Raw genomic sequence first — 17,431 nt, 5'->3', positions numbered from 1 at the left:
GTGACAGGAATATCTATCAAGCTATCAGCATCAGAATAATCAGAGACTTCACCGCCGGTTAGTATGAAAGCTAAAGGGCGACCTTGACCATCAGAGTGGACGTGGATCTTGCTTATAAAGCCGCCATTACCATAGCTTTGACAAAAGCCCTCCTTATACGTCCCCCCCTTGCGCCAGCCACTTAGCTATAAGCTCGAATGATTGTGCTATCTACCCTATGTTGCCAGTCATCCGCCAGGTCAAGGTCAACAAGTATTTCAAGCAGTGCGTCCCAGACACCTTGTTCCGCCCACCAAACCGAACATAGACCGAATGCCATTTTCCATAGCGTTCATGCATATCTCGCCATGCGCAACCTGTTCGAGGAAATTAAAGCATACCATTGAGAAATAACCGATTACTTTTTGCTGGGCGTGCGCTGCGGCCTCGTTCGCTTGGAAGAAGTCCCTCTATTATCTTCCACTCCGCGTCCGTCAGATCTCCTCGCATTTAGTCTGCCTTACAAAAACTTGTCCTCAATTTGTCTCTGAAAATCTTAAATTATACCCTTTATCAACAGAACCTAGCTTCCGAACTGACAGGTGGTTAGATCATCTGATGATTCTGATGCTGATAGCTTGATAGATATTCCTGTCACAACGCCTCGCCGTTTTCTCAGCGATAAAAGATATGATGGCGATAGGTTACGGGAAAAGCGGCTTTTTCAGCTATCCTTCCTGTTATCCTGCCTCACTCTAATCGAAAAAAGCATATCCTTTACGATCTACAGCACTACAAAGATCGTAATCATATTGATCACATGTTCAATACGTTAAAGTCGTTCAGACGTATCGCCACACGCCATGACAAAACCAGAAAATCTTTCCTCGCCTTCCTTCATATCACGGCTGTAAAATTATAGTTGCCTGACTTTGTCAACAGAACCTAATTTAGGTGGAGCAGCCATTTTGAGAATGCACAGTATTTCAGAAAAAATCTGTATCTTTTTCAGATAAAAGTTGAAATCATCGTATAATTAAGAGGCTATCTCATAGTAGATACATTTTTCTCTAAAATTTGATTGGGTTTAATCGGGTAGATGGTGATTTTTCTCGCACGCGACAGAAATCCTGCCCCCAGTTGCTGCTTCTATAATGAAAAATGCCATCAGTCAGAAAATCTTTATCTAAAGGCCATTGAAAAAAATAGGAATCAAAGATCAAAATAAGACTTAGCGGATTCGATGTCGCTTAGTATAAAGGCTACCTGATTGAGAATGTCACGAGACAGAAGCCATAAAGTTATATGATGATATCACGACGAGGTATTTGTTATTTTGATTTTTCTGTCAGAGATAATTTTGCTTTTTCAGTGGATATAAAAAATATAGAAAGAAAATCCTGAAAAACGCAGCATAAACAGAGGGGTAAAAGGCAATAATGAAAAATAAATATTCATGTTTAGGATTTTTTTTAGGTAGTTTTGCTTTTTTATTACCAAATACATCCGTTTTGGCTGCTGATTTTCAGGATTTATCGGCCTTGGATAAACAAATCGCAACTAGTCTCGGCGTGCCTATCGGGGCAGAAGGGGGTGCTGTAACGCCTGTTGACCGCCGTTTACATTTGGCACAATGTCCGGAATCTGTTGTGGTGGATAAACCAATTGCAGGTTCTGTTTCTGTCCATTGCCCAACCCTTGGCTGGCGTATCCGTGTGCCTTTGGTCAGAACAGCTTCTCGTGTGTTACATAACCGAGAAAACCCACAAAATAGCCAAAATTCAGGAAATCCCAAGGAAGATAGCAAAGGCGCTATTCTGGTTAAGAGGGGCGATCCTGTCGAATTGGTCGCCGGAAATAGTAGCTTTACCGTGTCTGTTCAGGGCATTGCGCAACAAGACGGCGCACTAGGCGATCATATCCGCGTCAAGTCTGATCCGAGCAAACCGCCTGTTATTGCGGTCGTGGTAGAATCTGGCAAAGTAAGAATTCCCGGATTTGAATGATTAAAATGATTTAAATAATCGGAAATTTTGCCGTTATAGGGGTATCAGGAGCTTTTTTTATTATTAGTATTTTAAAATCGGGGCTAATCGAATGGTCGACAGTATCGGAACCAGCAGCGCATTAAACGCGGTCAGCGCTGTATCATTAAACAGTTCAACGTCTTCTGGGGATGCCAACTCTACCCAGACAGCGATATCGGCGACTGATGAGAAGAGCAAAACTGCCTCGGTATCTTCTGTAACGGATACTTCCTCAACAGAATCCACTTCGGTATCGACTGACAGCAGCAAGTCAAAAGAAAAAAGCACGACCTCCAGCGCGGTAAGTTTTGCCGAAGCGATTGCGGTTGCAGGCCCTCCTGTCAATAAGGCCAAAATTCAAGCTATTCGGGCTCTCATTTCCGAAGGGCGTTATCCTATCAGTGCAAGCGCGATTGCGTCAAAGATGGTTCAGTATGAGACGGCAGATAGTGCGTCATCAGCTTCTTCTGTGACGGCTTCTGCTTCAACTGATTCTAATGAGTGAGCAATATTTGGCTGAATTAAAAAACGCGATCATTGCCTTGGTGCAAGCCCTTGACGGGCGGAGCGTCGATGACATCGAAGCTGCCTGCGCGGAGGTTTCTGCTGCAGTCAAAAAAGTCAAAGAGCAAGATGCGTGGCATACCACGGATTCTTTGCGTGAATCTTTGCAGGCAGCCATGAAGCAGGCCGAAGCAGGCAGGCAGCGTAGTCTTTACAGTGCCGATATGATGCAAAAGCTGTTAAGTCAGATGGCTATTTATGGTTTAACAGATGCGCCTTTGGCTTATCGTCGCACAGGCAAATTTTCATAATTTTCTGACAGCCTTCGTGATTTTCCTTACCCAACTGTCAACTTTGCCGTCACTTTACCGCGAAAGTGACGGATTTCCCCGCTAGCTTCCCGATATTACTTTTACTCCGAAATAGACGACGGATAAAGTTTCCTCAGCGCGTTTTTGTCCCAAAATGCAATGTAATGAGGATTATGGTATATAAAAATATCCTTTTTTATATAAAAATTTCACTAAAAAATGTAGAGAGCATAAAAAAGAACATTTTATTTTTCTAAATATTATGTTGTTTTTTTGTTTAAAAATCTTAACAAATTGTGGCACAAAAATTGCTTACCTTCAGAGGTAAATCTAAAAAATGTCGTAAATTTGGCAGGAGCGGGGATGACCGGCAAAGGCAAAATTAGTCGTCTTTTGAAAAAGGAAAGTATTTAATGGCTACCGCAGCGGTCAGAAAAACGATCTGGCTTGCCGCTGGACGCACGGCTATTTTGCCTGTGGCTATTTTGGTTCTGGTGGGATTGATGGTTGTGCCGGTGCCGACAGCGGTGTTGGATATCGGCTTTATTTCCAATATCACGATTTCGCTGGCGGTCTTGATGGTATCGTTGAATGCCGCCAAACCATTGGACTTTTCTTCTTTCCCGACCGTTTTGCTTTTTGCCACATTATTACGACTGTCGCTTAACGTAGCCTCAACCCGCGTTGTTTTGGTAAATGGTCATACTGGCGCAAATGCAGCGGGTATGGTGATTGAATCCTTTGGTCATTTTTTGATCGGGGAACATTATGTTGTCGGAATTTTCATTTTCGCGATTTTGATGATTATCAACTTGGTCGTTGTGACCAAGGGGGCAGGGCGTGTTTCAGAAGTTTCTGCCCGTTTTACCTTGGACGCAATGCCGGGTAAACAGATGGCGATTGATGCCGATTTAAATGCTGGTTTGATTACGCCTGAAGAAGCCAAAAACAGAAGACAGGAAGTCGCGACCGAGGCCGGTTTTTACGGTTCAATGGATGGTGCTTCCAAATTTGTGAAGGGGGACGCTGTCGCGGGCGTTCTTATTCTTTTGGTCAATATTATTGGCGGCCTTATCTTAGGCGTTTTTAGTTATAATATGACCTTTAGCGATGCGGCATCGAATTATGTCCAGCTAGCTATCGGTGATGCTCTGGTCGCACAGATACCGTCTTTTCTGTTGTCTTTTGCGACAGCCTCGATTGTTACCCGCGTTACAGCCAGCTTTGACCTGACCGGCCAGATTGTTAGCCAGTTTAACTCTGCCCGAGCATGGACGCCTGTTGCGGTTATTCTAGGCTTTTTAGGCATTGTTCCGGGCATGCCGCATTTTGTTATTTTGCCAGCGGCCGGTCTTTCCGGCTGGACAGCGTGGAAATTGCATAAATCCGCCCAAGCCGAAGCCGCCAAAAAAGAAGCGCCACCGCCTGTTGTGGTGCCAGATACTCCGCCGCCTGTTTCATGGAACGATGTCTCTGATGGGGCGGTTTTATCTTTAGAAATTGGCTATGGTCTTATTCCATTGGTGGATGAGCGTAAAAAAGCGCCTCTTATGGCGCGTGTCACGGGTATCAGACGGCAATTATCCCGTGATTTAGGCTTTGTTATTCCCTTGGTGCGTGTGCGTGATAACCTATCATTAGGGGCAAACAGCTATCGGATTAGCGTTTCTGGTGTGGTGACTGGCGAAGATGAAGTCTGGCCAGACCAACTTATGGCACTCAATAATGGTGATGCAGACGGCACATTAGTGGGTCGTGTCTCAAAAGATCCTACCTTCGGTCTGGATACGGTCTGGATTCCTGAAAATCGCCGTTCTGATGCTATTGTAGCGGGTTATACAGTGGTTGACGCGGCAACAGTTATTGCAACCCATCTTAATCAGTCTATTATCAACAACGCCGCTGATCTTTTTGGCATGGATGATGCCCAAAAATTACTTGATATGTTAAAGGAAACCGCGCCCCAGCTTGTGTCTGCCGTAACGCCGCAACCGTTATCTTTGGCGGTGATTACGCTGATTTGCCGTTCTTTGTTGTGGGAAGGTGTTTCTCTTCACGAATTCCGGCGTATTGTTGAGGCGATGGTTGATGCTGTCCGAGAGGAAACAGAACCCAATGCCCTGTTGGAAGCGATCAGAATACGTATTGGTGGTATTATCGTTCAGTCGATCGTTCCTGTAAAAATGCCTTTGCCAGTGGTTACTTTTGAACCCAAGTTAGAGGCCTTGCTTTCCCAAGGCGTGCGTTCAGGCCCCCAAGCGGCTCATCCGTTTGAACCTGCCTTGGCAAACAGGATTGTGACCGCACTTGAATCCGCAGCCCAGCCGCTTTTGTCGAATGGACAGCGTTTTGCAATTGTGACCTCGCCGGTTATCCGGCGACCTTTGGCACGTTTACTTAAACCGCATTTTTCTGAAATTTCTGTGCTGTCTTTTCTTGAAATTCCAGATGGAAAGCCGGTAGAGGTCGTCGCCGTGGTTGGGGATGGCCAATCATCACATTCGATACCAGCAAATAATGCGGAGGCGGTGTCCTAAATGTCCTTAAAAGTGACACGCAACCTTCAAGTCATCGCTGTTGCCAGTGGCAAGGGCGGTGTTGGCAAAACCAATGTGATTGCCAATCTGACGGCCGCGCTTTCTAAAATAAAACAGCGCACTCTGTTACTGGATTGTGATCTGGGTATGGCCGATGCCGGTATTGTGCTGGGCATGAATTCTGATCGAACGATTGAAGATATTCTGACCGGCAGGCGGCAATATGAAGATGTCGTGCAACAAGGGGTCTTTGGACTGAATTTGGTCTCGGGGGTTAATGGCGCTGGGCGTATCATGGAAATGGATGCGGTCGCCAAACGCCGATTGGTCGACAGTTTGCGCCCTTGGACAAAGTCTTTTGACTATATATTGCTAGATAATCCTAGCGGAGCCTCCTCCAGTTCGCTTTCTTTGATGGCCTCTGCCGATCAGGTGATTTTGGTTCTGTCTTCTGAACCAACATCTTTTATGGATGGCTATGCCCTTATCAAGCTGTTAGCCCTTGAATATAAGGTGAAAGAAATTCTGGTCGTCACCAACATGGTCGAGGATGAAACCGAGGGACGTGATCTATTTCGGCGTTTTTCGGATGTTTCCGCCCGTTTTCTGGGCATAAAACTGAATCATTTGGGTTCAGTGCCGCGGGATTCTCATATTCGTGAAGCGGTATTAAGAAAACGCTGCTGTCTTGATTTATTCCCCAGATCACGGGCATCAGAAGCCTTTGAACGCTTGGCGCATCGGCTTAATGACTATAGCTTGCTCAAGAAAACAAAGCGTAGTAATTTCTTTTCCAGCTTGGAGATGGTGAGTGCATCTTAATGATTTTGACGCTTCCGATTCCTCGCCAGATATCTACAGCCGCAATCCGTCAAAAAAGAATGTCGAAGCGTTAATCAAAGGTCATCTTCAACTGGTTCGGAAAATTGCATGGCATGTCCATGGCCGTGTCTCTTCTGCGATTGAAGTTGAAGACCTGATACAAATCGGCATGGTTGCCTTGATAGAATCCGCCAATGCTTTTGAAAATCGGGGTTTTGCTTTTGCAACCTATGCCTCGATGCGGATAAGGGGGGCGATGATTGACTATATGCGGCAACATGCCGCCACCGCCCGTTCCAGTATTGCTCGCCAAAAAACACTGAACAAAGCGCGTGAAGAGTTATCTGCGACGCTTGGTCGCCGTCCTGAAGATGCAGAAATAGCTGAAAAGCTGAATATGTCTCCCAGCGAATATCGCGAATGGGCAGATGGGGCGATCAATATTCGGCAAGAATCTTTAGATGACGTTTATTCCGATCATTCCAGCATATTCACCGACGATAATGCTGATCAGGCGAGCGAGATGGAACGCGAAGCGTTGCAATCGGCTTTGGCTGAACAGATCAAGACCCTGCCAGAGCGGGAGGCCTTGGTTTTACAGCTTTATTATGTCGAAGAATTAAACCTGAAAGAAATCGGGGAGGTGCTTGATCTCGGCACAGCCAGAATCAGCCAAATCAAAAAATCGGCTGTCGATCACTTGCGCCAAAAAATGACAGATTGGCAACATTGAACAATTTTTAAATAAAAAAAGAATAAACATAGAAAGGGCAAGCCAATTTGCAAAATCGACCTAATGATTTTGCAAGACCCTATTTTATAACAACTATCTATTTCTACCATCATTCAAGGCCGATTCTGGCTTCTAGGGGAATTTCAATATGAAACAGGGTGAAAAAACAAATCCCAAAGTCGCAATCGCGGTGATTGCACCGGGGGACATGATCTTGGTTGAATTCTCAATCAGCGCTATGGGGCTGATTCAACATGCCAAAGATTTGGATACCAATGTTATTTGCGGCAGATCCTCTATTCTAGCTGGTGCCAAAAATATTGCAGTTAAAGAGTCACTAAATTGGGGTGCTGATTATATCCTGTTCTTGTCGGGCGATATCACTTTCCCGAATGATACTTTACATCGTTTATTGGCACACAACAAAGATATCATTGGCGTAACTTATCCAAAACCAGTTGCCCCTTATAATCTCTTGGGCATTACCGAAGAGCAGCAGGATCAGAAAGCTTTAGAACAAAGCTTACTAAAGATGCGGTATATGCCGGGCGGTTGTATGCTGGTAAAGACGGAGATCTTTAAAAAGCTCGATCCTAATTTACCTCATTTCTATTATGACGTTTTCCAAGATGATGTGATGGGCGATGACTTCGTCTTCTGTGATCGTGTGCGTGAATTGGGCTATGATATCTGGTGCGATGCTAATCTGTCAGCCGAAATAGGACGAATTGGGCAACGCGTTTACCATATGCCAGAAATTGAAGAACGCCGTTTATTGTTGGAACAGCAATTACTGGAACAGGAAAAAGCAAAATTACTACCACCTTCGGCCTGATACTCTCAGGCCATTAGGCCAACTTTTTTCTTTTCCGCTTTCAAGGATTGTCTGATGACAGCCAACAAGCCCGATGTGCCGATAAAAATTGCTATTTGTTTCCCATCAGGCCCGATGGTGCATGTCGATTTTATGATTTCGACCTCTATCATGATGCAACATACGCCTGACGCTGAATTTATCCTGATTAACAATAAATCACCCAATATCTCTATTTCGCGCAATGCCTGCGTAGCCATGGCTCAGGAAGCGAAAGCCGATTATTTATTCTTTCTCGACAGTGATATGGATGTGCCACCCGATACTATCACAAGACTTTTATCTCATCACAAAGATATTGTCGGTGCTAATTATCCTAAAAGAAGTGAAAGTTTTGGAGCCGCTGGTAGTGAAGGAATAGACAAATCTCAAGATCTTGTAGATCATGGGTTATTGCCTGCTATCTTTATTCCAACAGGTTGCTTGTTAATTAAAATGTCTGTCTTTGACCACCTGCCCAAACCTTATTTCTTTTTTGGTCTGCGGGAATATGAAGATAAAGATGAAAGAGCTGTTTTTGGCGAAGATTTTGTCTTTAGTATTAAGGCAATAAATGCCGGATATAAATTATGGTTTGATATGGATATCACACAAAAGGTAAAACATATCGGCCAAAAGCCTTATACTATTAATGGTGATTAAATTCATAACTAGATAATAAAAAAGCCGCCCGAATTTCGGGCGGCTTCTTTTTTGTTCTTTTGAAACTGTTTAAAGTAACAATTACTTCAACAGGGACAGAACATTCTGCTGGGACTGGTTAGCCTGTGCCAGCATGGCGGTGGAAGCCTGGCTCAGGATCTGGGAACGTGCCAGATTGGTCGTTTCAGAAGAGTAATCAGTGTCCTGAATACGGCTACGAGCATCAGACAAGTTCGTGACATTGGTGGTCAGGTTATTGACGACTGAGTTCAGACGGCTTTCGGAAGCACCAAGACCTGCACGAACCGTGTTAACAGAGGTTAATGCAGAAGAAATAGTTGACAAAGCAGCCAAAGCGCCAGTTGACGTTGCAACGCTTAAGCTAAGAACTTTACCTAACTTATCCAGTTTACCAATGGAAACCGTAACCTGATCTGTGGTCGTGGTATTGGTGGCGCCGGTCTGAATTTTGAAGCTCGTTGAAGCAGTGCTGTTGAACAGTGCTTTACCATTGAAGTTGGTTCCAGTGATAACCTGTTTGATCTGAGCCTGAAGCTGCTTGACTTCGGTATCCATATCAGTGCGATCAGTATCCTGATAGGTGCCGTTGGCAGACTGAACGGCCAACTGGTTAACGCGCTGCACCATGTTGGTGACTTCACCCAAAGCACCGTCAGCGGTCTGAGCCAAAGAAACACCATCGTTGGCGTTGCTGATAGCCTGGTTCATACCGTTGATCTGGGCGGTCATGGAGCTGGAAATAGCAAGACCAGCTGCGTTATCAGAAGCACTGTTGATGCTTTTACCGCTGGACAAACGCGTCATGGCGGTGTTCAGGTTGTTGTCAGCTAAACGGGAAGCGTTCTGGGCGCGAAGAGCACTGGTGTTGGTATTGATAACGGTCACAAATAAATTCCTTCTCAAAAATTAGAGCCGTTAGAGAGGGGCAGCAGGACTAAATTTGTTGTCCGTGACCGCCATAAATTCAGTAACGGCTTATCCCGATTTTTTTTAAATTGATGCGTTCACTATTTTTAATTTTTGTGAAAAAATTTGTTGTAACCATCTGTAATATAATGATTTTATTTTTTTAATTTCGATTTCAAAGACAAAAGTCCAAGCCATAAAAAATGAAAGATGGCTAAGTTTGGGAATAAAAAAAGGGGTAATTTGTCTATAAAAAAGACTTGACCTAAATGCTGTCAAAATTTTGACGTGTTTCGACGACCCCATTCTTACCTTATCAAAGCGTAGCTGTCATTTTTTAATCAGCCTTATCCAAAATAGAGCTATCTTTTAAAAAACGCTTAAAATCCTCCCCACCTAAATAATGCTTGGTTTATCTGACTAATCGCGTCCTTTTGATACATCCAACTCTTTGAAAATATTCCAAAATCGCCCCGATTACGGGGTATATACCCCAATAAGCCAGCAACATTTCGTCAAAAAATCTTCCTTGATTTCAGGCCGCAAAAGGTTTTTTGACAGTAAAGCCGAAACAACAAAAATAAAATGGCATAGTTTTTGCTTTTCCAACAATCACGGTCGGGTGACTGTAAAAACAGCATTCGGCGGATGGAAGCATCCTTTTAAGAAGGCGGAAATCCTGATGGGAAAAAACAGGGGAAAACAAAGCCAGATCGATGGTCTGGCAGATGCGGCTATAGGTGTCAGCCCAATTGTGGCTGAACAAATGCCTGCATTGGCTCCATGGCTGAACAGTCTGGGGCTAAGCTGCGCTCCATTGGGGAAAACACCTTCAGCCTTTATTATCCGTCTGCTTTCGCCACAAGAACGGCATTTAGCTGGTCAACGCGACGTTCTCATCCATTTCCGAGAAGATTTACCCAAACTAAAATTTCATCGGGCAGGGAAGCCTGCCGAAATCAGCTTTGGTTCTTCGGACGGCTCTTTCGGCTTTGCTCTGATCGCTGGATTGGTCAGACCCGCTGGACGGCCAGCAGTTGGGGACAAACAAACCGTTGACCTGTTAAATATCGCCGCACGCATTGCAGATAGTAATGCCACCATCTTGGTGCAGGGTGAAACCGGCACTGGGAAAGAAGGCCTCGCTCGCTTTATTCATCAAATGTCACCCCGCGCTAATCAGGCTTTTATTCCAGTTAATTGCGCTGCTTTGCCTGAAACGATGCTGGAAGCCATGCTCTTCGGTTATACGAAGGGCAGCTTTACGGGGGCATTGGCCGATAACAAAGGCCTCTTCCGCTCGGCTAATGGCGGCACGCTCTTATTAGATGAGGTCTCGGAATTGCCGCTTGGATTGCAAGCCAAGCTGTTGCGTGTTCTCCAAGAACAAGAAGTCCTCCCTATCGGGGCTTCTGAACCTTGTCCGATCAATGTCAGAATTATTGCGGCGGCTAACCGTGACTTGGCACAAGAGGTGGCAGCAAAAAATTTCCGCGCTGATCTTTATTGGCGGCTCAATGTTGTGCCGGTGACTTTACTGCCCTTGGCACAGCGGAAACAAGATATCCGCGTTTTGGCGGCGGCTCTTCTGCTTCGTCATGCGCCTGCTGATACGGATTTCCCGTGGCTGACAAATACCGCCCTTGACCTTCTGCAAAAACATAGCTGGCCGGGAAATGTCCGCGAACTCGAAAATTGTTTGCAACGGGCTATTCTGTTGCATCGCGGGATACGTATCGAAGCCAGCGATCTCTTGATTGACTCGGCTGATATGATGCCGCCTCTATCGGATCATAAACCGGTCGGCATGATGTCACCTCCTGCCGAAAATCACAGCAAAAAGAATATCTCTTTTGGTCTGGCCGATGCCGCCCGCGCGGCAGAACATAAGATTATTGAAGAAGCCTTGCTGGCTACCAATGGTCACCGTCGTCAGGCCGCTCAACGGCTGGGGATCAGTGAAAGAACCTTGCGATACCGGCTCGCCGATATGCGCGCCGCTTCATAACACGCCATTCTATTCGTCGCTATTCAACTATTAAAATAAAATCGGATTATAACCGATATCTTCGGGGAAAATTATGACCACGCTTGATACATCCAGCCTTACAGAGATGCAAAACGCCATTTTGCAGCGTGCCAGCACGTTAAAAAATGCCGCCGGATTATCAACTTCTGCGACAAAGGATGCGGGGGGCATCGCCTCTGTCTCGGAAGGCAGCAAAAGCGGGGGTATCCTTAGTTTTAATGATGCCCTCAATGAAGCCATGTCGAGTGTAAATGATTCCTACATTCAGTCCACAGAAGCGCAGGATGCCTATCAGAAAGGCGAAACAACCGACATCGCTTCGGTTATGTTAAGCCGTCAAAAAGCTTCCGTGGCTTTTCAGGCTACCTTACAAATGCGTAACCGCCTGATGGATGCCTATAAAACCATTATGAATATGTCGGTGTAATAAATGGCAGATGTTGTTCCTACACCGGATGATGCGGCGGGCAGTGTCGCCGTTCCGGCACCATCAAACGCTTTGGCTAATTTTCTGGCCAATAATAACCGCGTAAATAAAATTTACGAACGGGTGAAGGACTTTGTCCAGCAACCCGCTATCAAACGCAGCCTGCCTTTAATGGGATTGGTCAGCCTGACGGCAATCGGGGCGTTGATCTGGTTTTTATTGTCGGCACCACCCCAGCGGGATCTCTATCCGGGGGCAGGGGATGCTGATCGTGCCTCTATTGCCAGCGCTTTGGAAACCGGCGGTATCCATTATAATATCAACCGCGGTAATGGCGTTATTACAGTCTCTGAAAAGGACTATTATAAAGCGCGGATGCTGTTGGCACAGCAAGGCCTGCCGAAATCGGCACCGGATGGCGATCATGTTATCAGCTCTTTGCCACTCGGTGCCAGCCGTGCTGTTGAAGGCGAAAGACTGCGGGCTGCGCGTGAAGTTGATCTTGCGCGCACGATCGAAACGATTGATGTCGTTAATCAGGCAAGAGTCCATATCGCTGAACCACAGCCCAGCCCCTTTGTTCGGGAACAGGTTCATGGCACGGCTTCGGTCATGTTAAAACTGATGACGGGGCGTAACCTGTCCAATGCACAGGTGCAGGCTATCCAAAATTTGGTCGCAGCCTCTGTGCCGGGGATGGCACCAGAAGCAGTCTCCGTTGTCGATCAGGCAGGGCATCTTTTATCAGCCACCTCTAACGCCGATAACGATATCTATGATCGCCAATTACGCTTACAGCAAACCGTCGAAGCCCGTTATATGGATGCTTTGAATAAATTGCTGGTGCCGTTACTGGGCGAAAATAACTATACAGCCGAAGTCCATACGGATCTTGATTTTACGGAAAGTCAGGCCACCAGAGAAAGCTATCCAAAAGAAGGCTCTTTGCGTTCCGAAAGTGGTAGCTGGAACAAAGATGGCGGGCCCGACCAGAATGGCGGTATTCCGGGGGCTATGTCTAATATGCCGCCAACGCCTGCCAACCCAACCCAGAACCCGCCGCCAAATTTACAGCCACCGGCTCAACCGAATAACCAGCAAAATGCCCAGAATGGCCAAAATGGTCAGCAAGGACAGAATGCCCAAGGACAACAAAACGCTCAAAATGGTCAACAAGGCCAAAATGCGCGTGCGCCGGGTTCTGTTCCGGCAGAAACGGCACAGCAGGCTCAATCCAGAACCTCCGAAAACTTCAACCGTTATTATGAATTAGGACGCGAAGTCTCGGTTATTCGTAATCCAACCGGTTCGGTTAAGCGGGTGAGCGTGGCTATTGCGCTTCGCCAAATCAATCACGGTAAACCCCCATCGCCTGAACAGGTAGCCCAGCTTGAAAAACTGATTAAAGGGGCAATCGGTTTTGATGCTTCCCGTGGTGACGTGGTGGCTATCAGCTCTTCTGACTTCATGGGCGGCAGCGTCTTTAGCCTGCCTTGGTATCAAAATAGTTGGGTGCCGCTCCTCGCGCGCAATCTGTCGGCTCTTTTGGTCGCTGCCTTGGTTATCTTTGGCTTCGCACGGCCTTTCTTGAAAGCCCGTGCCGAAGCAGCGGAAAGAAGACGGCTGGCTGAAAATCCATTGCCACAGTTGGAAACAACCAACATTGATAACCTGATTGCCGAAGGTGAGGAACCCGCCGAAGAAGCCGGAAGCCATGCCATCACGCTTGATATGATTGACGCTGCTCCGGGCTATAAAGCGAGGGTTGATCTGGTGCGACATTTTGTCAAACAAGACCCCGCCCGCGCAGCCTTGGTTGTCCATGACATGATGCGTTCCGACCTCAAATCGCTGGAGAACCACAATGGCTGATGACAACGAAAGTAGAAAAGAACTGAGCGGCACTCAGTCCGCAGCCATTCTAATGATGCTGATGTCGAAAGAAGAGGCAGCTTCGATTTTAAGCCGTCTTGATCCCGACGAAGTCCAGCGTTTGGGTGAAGCCATGTTTGCGGTTTCGGATATCTCGCAAGGGCAAATCGAAACCGTCCTTGATAATTTCACCACACGGGCAAGAGCTAGAACAACGCTTGGTTTTGATGCTGACAAACAAATCCGCAGCATCATGGAATTGGCTTTGGGTGAAGAACGCGCCGAAAATGTGATGGCGCGCATTACACCGGTCGCCCATACGACGGTTCTCGATACCCTGAAATGGATGGATGCGCGGACTATCGCGACATTGATTGAAAATGAGCATCCACAGATTGCAGCTTTAGTCTTGGCTTGCCTTGACCCTGTAGTCGCTGCGGATGTTCTGGAACAACTCGACGATGCGCTCCAGCCGGATATCATTTATCGTATTGCGACCCTTGATACTGTTTCAGTGGAAGCATTGGAAGAACTTGAACGTCTGCTTCTGGGACAGGTCTCCAGAGTCGGCTCGACAAATGGTGGTGGTGCTAATGCTATTGGTGGCGCTCATCGTGGTGGCGCCGCTGAAGCGGCTCAGATCGTCAATAATATGAGCGATGGCGAACAGCGCTTGATGAAAGCTGTTTCTAAAATGGATAAGTCGCTGGCAAGGGCTATCGAAGACGAAATGTTTGTCTTTGATGATCTTAATGATCTTGATGATCGTAACCTTGGCACACTGCTTAGAGCCATTGATAACGATATTCTGGTTGTTGCTCTCAAAGGCGCACAAGAAGAGCTCAAATCGCGGATGCTTGGTTGTATGTCTAAGCGTGCTGCCGAGGCTATTGAAGATGAAATGGCTGAACGTGGCCCGATGCGGATATCCGAAGTTCAAGATGCACAAAAACAAATTCTTAATATTGCCCGCAAACTCGCAGAAAGTGGCACTATCATGTTAGGCAAGGGGGATGACTATGTCTGATGACCCCAGACAAGACATCCAACCTTATGAAGCGCAAGCGATTGTTCCAGAAGAATCCGCTTCTGCTGAAAAAATGCCTTTTGTTGCGATAAAAAAGGCAAAGCCTCCCTTTATTCCTTGGGTCGTTCGTTTCGGCCTAGTCCCAGAAGAATTGATGGAAGAAGAAAAGGAAGCTGAATCTTCTAAAAAAAGTCTTTCGCTAGAAAAAGAAAAAGCTGAAATTACAGAAGAAGTGGAGCCTCAAGCCGAAGTTATCCCGCCACCACCTATTGATATCGAAGCAATAAAAAAAGAAGCTTATGATCAAGGATTTCAGCAAGGACGAAATAGTGCGCTGATCGAAGTCAAAGAAGAACGACAGGCTGTCGGGCAATTAGCGCGCAATTTGGAAGTGTTAAAAGCCGAACCTCCGCGAGCTTTAGCTTCTGTCTTCGCAGATGTCGTTGATAGGCTGATTCACCAGATTATAGGTGAAGTGTCGATAGATGCTGTCTGTTTAAGAAAACGAGTCGATGCAGTCGCAGCAATGATTACTGAAGAAATGAAACCTTGCTGTCTGTTCCTTAATCCTGCGGATATCTCAAGATTGGGCGGCGTTGAATTGCCGGTAGATATTAAAGAAGATTCTTCTTTGCCAGAAGGGAGCGTGCGTCTTGAAACCAGCCAAGGTTATATTGAAAATGGTACTAAAAGCCTTTTAGAAAAATTGGATGCGATTTTGGTCGAAGTGGGGGCAGAGGCATGAATGAAAGCCTAGCCGCCTATGCCGGACGTATTCTTGGCCATGTCTCGATTGATGAAGGAACACCTCGGTGGATTGGCAAGCTTGTTGCCTATGATGGCTTGATGCTGGAAGCAACGGGCTTTCCAATGCCTATTGGACATGGTGCTCTTATTATGGATGCCAATGGGCAATCGTCACGTGCTGAAGTGGTTGGGTTCCGTGGCAATACAACGTTGCTTATGGCGCTAGATGCTGATGCACCTCATAATCCTGGAGCCAGAGTTGAACCGGATAGACAGTTAAGTATTGTCCATGTTGGCGATGGTCTATTGGGACGTATTATAGGTGCGTTGGGCGAGCCTCTTGATAACTTAGGCCCTATTATTACTGACGAATATTGGCCATTGGTCGGAAAAATGGGGAATCCTCTCAATCGAGGGCGTGTAACGCAGCCTTTTGATATGGGCGTTCGAGCAATCAATGCCTTGCTAACTGCGGGTGTCGGGCAAAGAATTGCTATCATGGCCGGGTCAGGGGTTGGTAAATCTGTCCTGATGGGGCAGATGATTGCCGGCGCGAAGGCTGATGTTATTGTAACGGGGTTGATCGGAGAGCGGTCGCGTGAAGTAACCGATTTCGTTGAAACTAAAATTAGTGCTGATGTTCGGCCAAAAAGTGTTGTCGTGGCAGTTCCTGCTGACCATCCTCCAGTTTTACGCTTGAGGGCGGCAATGCGGGCAACTGCGATCGCAGAATATTTTCGAGCGAAGGGTAAAAATGTTCTTTTACTAATCGACAGTTTGACTCGTATTGCGCATGCACAACGGGAAGTAGGTCTGTCACTTGGTGAACCTCCGACAATCAAAGGCTATCCACCTTCAGCTTTAGGACTTATTCCTCGCTTGGTCGAAAGAGCGGGTATCGATATTCATTCAAAAGGCGCGATTACCGCTATTTATACGGTATTGGCTGATGGTGATGATCCTGATGATCCAATCGTTGATACCGCCCGAGCCATTGTTGACGGGCACATTATCTTATCTCGTTCACTGGCAGAACAAGGCGTTTTTCCTGCTATTGATCTCGGTAAGTCGCTTTCTCGTGTCATGAGCGATATTATTTCGCCTGGACATAGACAGGCAGCAGCCCATCTGCGCCGTTTATGGTCTGTTTATGAAGAAAATCGTGATCTTATCTTAATGGGTGCCTATCGTAGCGGCACAGATGTTTCTATTGATGAAGCTATCAATCGTCACAATGATGTTTTAGACTTTATTCGCCAAGGGCAAAATGAGAGAATTGATCTCACCACGTCTATTGCGACTTTGATGGAAAGGTTTGCCGTATGACGCAGAAGCTTGCACGCAGAAAAAGAATAGCCAAAGTGCGCTATGTCCAACATCTGCAGGCGCAGAATGAATTACTGCGTGCTCAAGGGCGGGTTAATAGCTTGTCCGCTTCTGTTGACCGGTTAACTGAAATACAATCTTCATTAAAGCCTGTAACGGGTCGGGTAAATGGTGCGACCATGGCAAATGCTGGAGAGCTGATGTTGCGTCTGGATACAGCCTATAAAGATCTAACAGCTATGTTAGATCAGGCGCAAACAGTCGTAGAGCGGCAGCGGCAGAAAAAAATTCACACAAAAATTCAGCATGAGACCGCAAAAAAGTTACATGATGCCGTAAAAGAAGAAATACAGAAGACGCAGGAGCGTCGCCTGATAACTATAACCGGACAGCGCCCCATTAAAAGAGGTGAAGCACTATGACAGATGTCACGCCAATTCTATCTTCAGCTGGATCTTCTTCGGCCTCGTCTGCCTCTGCTTCACCCGCCACTAGCGTACAGAACGCGGATAAAGCTAATCCGTTTGATGATATGCTTAACTCTGTCCAGGCAGGATCTATTCCTGATACAAAAAAAATTGTTACGGATAAAAAAACTACGGCTTCTAATTTAATAGCAGCCGCTGCGTCGCCAAATACAGATAAGG

17 protein-coding genes and 1 pseudogene are annotated in these 17,431 nt (G+C 46.3%); 16 read left to right on the top strand and 2 right to left on the bottom strand.

Annotated features, from left to right (window positions below; translation table 11 throughout):
- Positions 1-181: 181 nt before the first annotated feature.
- Complete coding sequence (locus tag LDL18_RS00310; protein ID WP_296505931.1) at positions 182-319, bottom strand: hypothetical protein; 138 nt, start codon at positions 317-319, stop codon at positions 182-184.
- Positions 320-1,418: 1,099 nt separating this feature from the next.
- On the opposite strand from LDL18_RS00310, the gene LDL18_RS00305 reads away from it, so the two are divergent.
- From LDL18_RS00305 to LDL18_RS00270, 8 genes are all read left to right on the top strand, one after another.
- Positions 1,419-1,985: a flagella basal body P-ring formation protein FlgA gene (locus LDL18_RS00305; RefSeq protein ID WP_296505929.1), complete on the top strand. Its 567-nt coding sequence runs from the start codon at positions 1,419-1,421 to the stop codon at positions 1,983-1,985.
- A 91-nt stretch (positions 1,986-2,076) separates the two neighbouring features.
- Positions 2,077-2,511 carry a flagellar biosynthesis anti-sigma factor FlgM gene (gene flgM / locus LDL18_RS00300; protein WP_296505926.1) on the top strand — a complete coding sequence of 145 codons (435 nt, stop codon included), beginning with the start codon at positions 2,077-2,079 and terminating at the stop codon, positions 2,509-2,511.
- Positions 2,504-2,821 (top strand): hypothetical protein, encoded by a 318-nt coding sequence (locus LDL18_RS00295; RefSeq protein ID WP_296505925.1) that lies wholly within the window; start codon positions 2,504-2,506, stop codon positions 2,819-2,821. Before flgM ends, LDL18_RS00295 begins: the two co-directional genes overlap by 8 nt.
- A 413-nt stretch (positions 2,822-3,234) precedes the next feature.
- Positions 3,235-5,358, top strand: coding sequence for a flagellar biosynthesis protein FlhA (gene flhA / locus LDL18_RS00290; RefSeq protein ID WP_296505922.1), 2,124 nt, complete (start codon positions 3,235-3,237; stop codon positions 5,356-5,358).
- Positions 5,359-6,180 carry an AAA family ATPase gene (locus LDL18_RS00285; RefSeq protein WP_296505920.1) on the top strand — a complete coding sequence of 274 codons (822 nt, stop codon included), beginning with the start codon at positions 5,359-5,361 and terminating at the stop codon, positions 6,178-6,180.
- The gene (locus LDL18_RS00280; protein WP_296505918.1) at positions 6,170-6,913 is read left to right on the top strand and encodes a FliA/WhiG family RNA polymerase sigma factor; all 744 of its coding nucleotides are present in this window, start codon (positions 6,170-6,172) and stop codon (positions 6,911-6,913) included. The genes LDL18_RS00285 and LDL18_RS00280 overlap by 11 nt, the downstream gene beginning before the upstream one ends.
- Positions 6,914-7,061: 148 nt before the next feature.
- Positions 7,062-7,748: a hypothetical protein gene (locus LDL18_RS00275; RefSeq protein WP_296505915.1), complete on the top strand. Its 687-nt coding sequence runs from the start codon at positions 7,062-7,064 to the stop codon at positions 7,746-7,748.
- Positions 7,749-7,862: 114 nt separating this feature from the next.
- Positions 7,863-8,429 (top strand): glycosyltransferase, encoded by a 567-nt coding sequence (locus LDL18_RS00270; RefSeq protein ID WP_296505913.1) that lies wholly within the window; start codon positions 7,863-7,865, stop codon positions 8,427-8,429.
- Between the two features lie 81 nt (positions 8,430-8,510).
- Here the strand turns inward: LDL18_RS00270 and LDL18_RS00265 are convergent, their stop codons facing one another.
- Complete coding sequence (locus tag LDL18_RS00265; RefSeq protein ID WP_296505910.1) at positions 8,511-9,335, bottom strand: flagellin; 825 nt, start codon at positions 9,333-9,335, stop codon at positions 8,511-8,513.
- Positions 9,336-10,038: 703 nt separating this feature from the next.
- Here LDL18_RS00265 and LDL18_RS00260 point away from each other — a divergent pair.
- The 8 genes and pseudogenes from LDL18_RS00260 to LDL18_RS00225 all read left to right on the top strand — a co-directional run.
- Positions 10,039-11,364 carry a sigma 54-interacting transcriptional regulator gene (locus tag LDL18_RS00260; protein WP_296505907.1) on the top strand — a complete coding sequence of 442 codons (1,326 nt, stop codon included), beginning with the start codon at positions 10,039-10,041 and terminating at the stop codon, positions 11,362-11,364.
- Positions 11,365-11,437: 73 nt separating this feature from the next.
- On the top strand, positions 11,438-11,812 hold the full coding sequence (gene fliE / locus LDL18_RS00255) for a flagellar hook-basal body complex protein FliE (protein ID WP_296505904.1): 375 nt from the start codon (positions 11,438-11,440) through the stop codon (positions 11,810-11,812).
- A gap of 3 nt (positions 11,813-11,815) precedes the next feature.
- Positions 11,816-13,684, top strand: coding sequence for a flagellar basal-body MS-ring/collar protein FliF (gene fliF / locus LDL18_RS00250; RefSeq protein WP_296505902.1), 1,869 nt, complete (start codon positions 11,816-11,818; stop codon positions 13,682-13,684).
- Positions 13,677-14,711 carry a flagellar motor switch protein FliG gene (gene fliG / locus LDL18_RS00245; protein ID WP_014848657.1) on the top strand — a complete coding sequence of 345 codons (1,035 nt, stop codon included), beginning with the start codon at positions 13,677-13,679 and terminating at the stop codon, positions 14,709-14,711. Before fliF ends, fliG begins: the two co-directional genes overlap by 8 nt.
- The gene (locus tag LDL18_RS00240) at positions 14,704-15,456 is read left to right on the top strand and encodes a hypothetical protein (protein ID WP_296505898.1); all 753 of its coding nucleotides are present in this window, start codon (positions 14,704-14,706) and stop codon (positions 15,454-15,456) included. The genes fliG and LDL18_RS00240 overlap by 8 nt, the downstream gene beginning before the upstream one ends.
- Positions 15,453-16,784 carry a FliI/YscN family ATPase gene (locus LDL18_RS00235; protein WP_296505896.1) on the top strand — a complete coding sequence of 444 codons (1,332 nt, stop codon included), beginning with the start codon at positions 15,453-15,455 and terminating at the stop codon, positions 16,782-16,784. Before LDL18_RS00240 ends, LDL18_RS00235 begins: the two co-directional genes overlap by 4 nt.
- Entirely contained in the window at positions 16,781-17,206 is a 426-nt protein-coding gene (locus LDL18_RS00230) for a flagellar FliJ family protein (RefSeq protein ID WP_296505893.1), read from the top strand. Before LDL18_RS00235 ends, LDL18_RS00230 begins: the two co-directional genes overlap by 4 nt.
- Positions 17,203-17,431, top strand: a pseudogene (locus LDL18_RS00225) (hypothetical protein); the annotation flags it as partial. The gene LDL18_RS00230 and the pseudogene LDL18_RS00225, both read left to right, overlap by 4 nt.

It is taken from the genome of Zymomonas sp. (assembly GCF_020216885.1).
GTDB lineage: Bacteria > Pseudomonadota > Alphaproteobacteria > Sphingomonadales > Sphingomonadaceae > Zymomonas.
Note: the sequence above shows the minus strand (reverse complement) of the source record. Positions and strands in the feature narration are given on the sequence as shown.

Excerpts from the sequence above, each read along its gene's own strand:
- LDL18_RS00285 (WP_296505920.1), top strand. The coding sequence starts at position 5,359 with ATGTCCTTAAAAGTGACACGCAACCTTCAAGTCATCGCTGTTGCCAGT.
- LDL18_RS00240 (WP_296505898.1), top strand. The coding sequence starts at position 14,704 with ATGTCTGATGACCCCAGACAAGACATCCAACCTTATGAAGCGCAAGCG.
- LDL18_RS00305 (WP_296505929.1), top strand. The coding sequence starts at position 1,419 with ATGAAAAATAAATATTCATGTTTAGGATTTTTTTTAGGTAGTTTTGCT.
- fliF (WP_296505902.1), top strand. The coding sequence starts at position 11,816 with ATGGCAGATGTTGTTCCTACACCGGATGATGCGGCGGGCAGTGTCGCC.
- fliE (WP_296505904.1), top strand. The coding sequence starts at position 11,438 with ATGACCACGCTTGATACATCCAGCCTTACAGAGATGCAAAACGCCATT.
- LDL18_RS00235 (WP_296505896.1), top strand. The coding sequence starts at position 15,453 with ATGAATGAAAGCCTAGCCGCCTATGCCGGACGTATTCTTGGCCATGTC.
- LDL18_RS00270 (WP_296505913.1), top strand. The coding sequence starts at position 7,863 with ATGGTGCATGTCGATTTTATGATTTCGACCTCTATCATGATGCAACAT.
- LDL18_RS00275 (WP_296505915.1), top strand. The coding sequence starts at position 7,062 with ATGAAACAGGGTGAAAAAACAAATCCCAAAGTCGCAATCGCGGTGATT.
- flgM (WP_296505926.1), top strand. The coding sequence starts at position 2,077 with ATGGTCGACAGTATCGGAACCAGCAGCGCATTAAACGCGGTCAGCGCT.
- LDL18_RS00260 (WP_296505907.1), top strand. The coding sequence starts at position 10,039 with ATGGGAAAAAACAGGGGAAAACAAAGCCAGATCGATGGTCTGGCAGAT.
- flhA (WP_296505922.1), top strand. The coding sequence starts at position 3,235 with ATGGCTACCGCAGCGGTCAGAAAAACGATCTGGCTTGCCGCTGGACGC.
- LDL18_RS00295 (WP_296505925.1), top strand. The coding sequence starts at position 2,504 with ATGAGTGAGCAATATTTGGCTGAATTAAAAAACGCGATCATTGCCTTG.
- LDL18_RS00310 (WP_296505931.1), bottom strand. The coding sequence starts at position 319 with ATGGCATTCGGTCTATGTTCGGTTTGGTGGGCGGAACAAGGTGTCTGG.
- LDL18_RS00230 (WP_296505893.1), top strand. The coding sequence starts at position 16,781 with ATGACGCAGAAGCTTGCACGCAGAAAAAGAATAGCCAAAGTGCGCTAT.
- fliG (WP_014848657.1), top strand. The coding sequence starts at position 13,677 with ATGGCTGATGACAACGAAAGTAGAAAAGAACTGAGCGGCACTCAGTCC.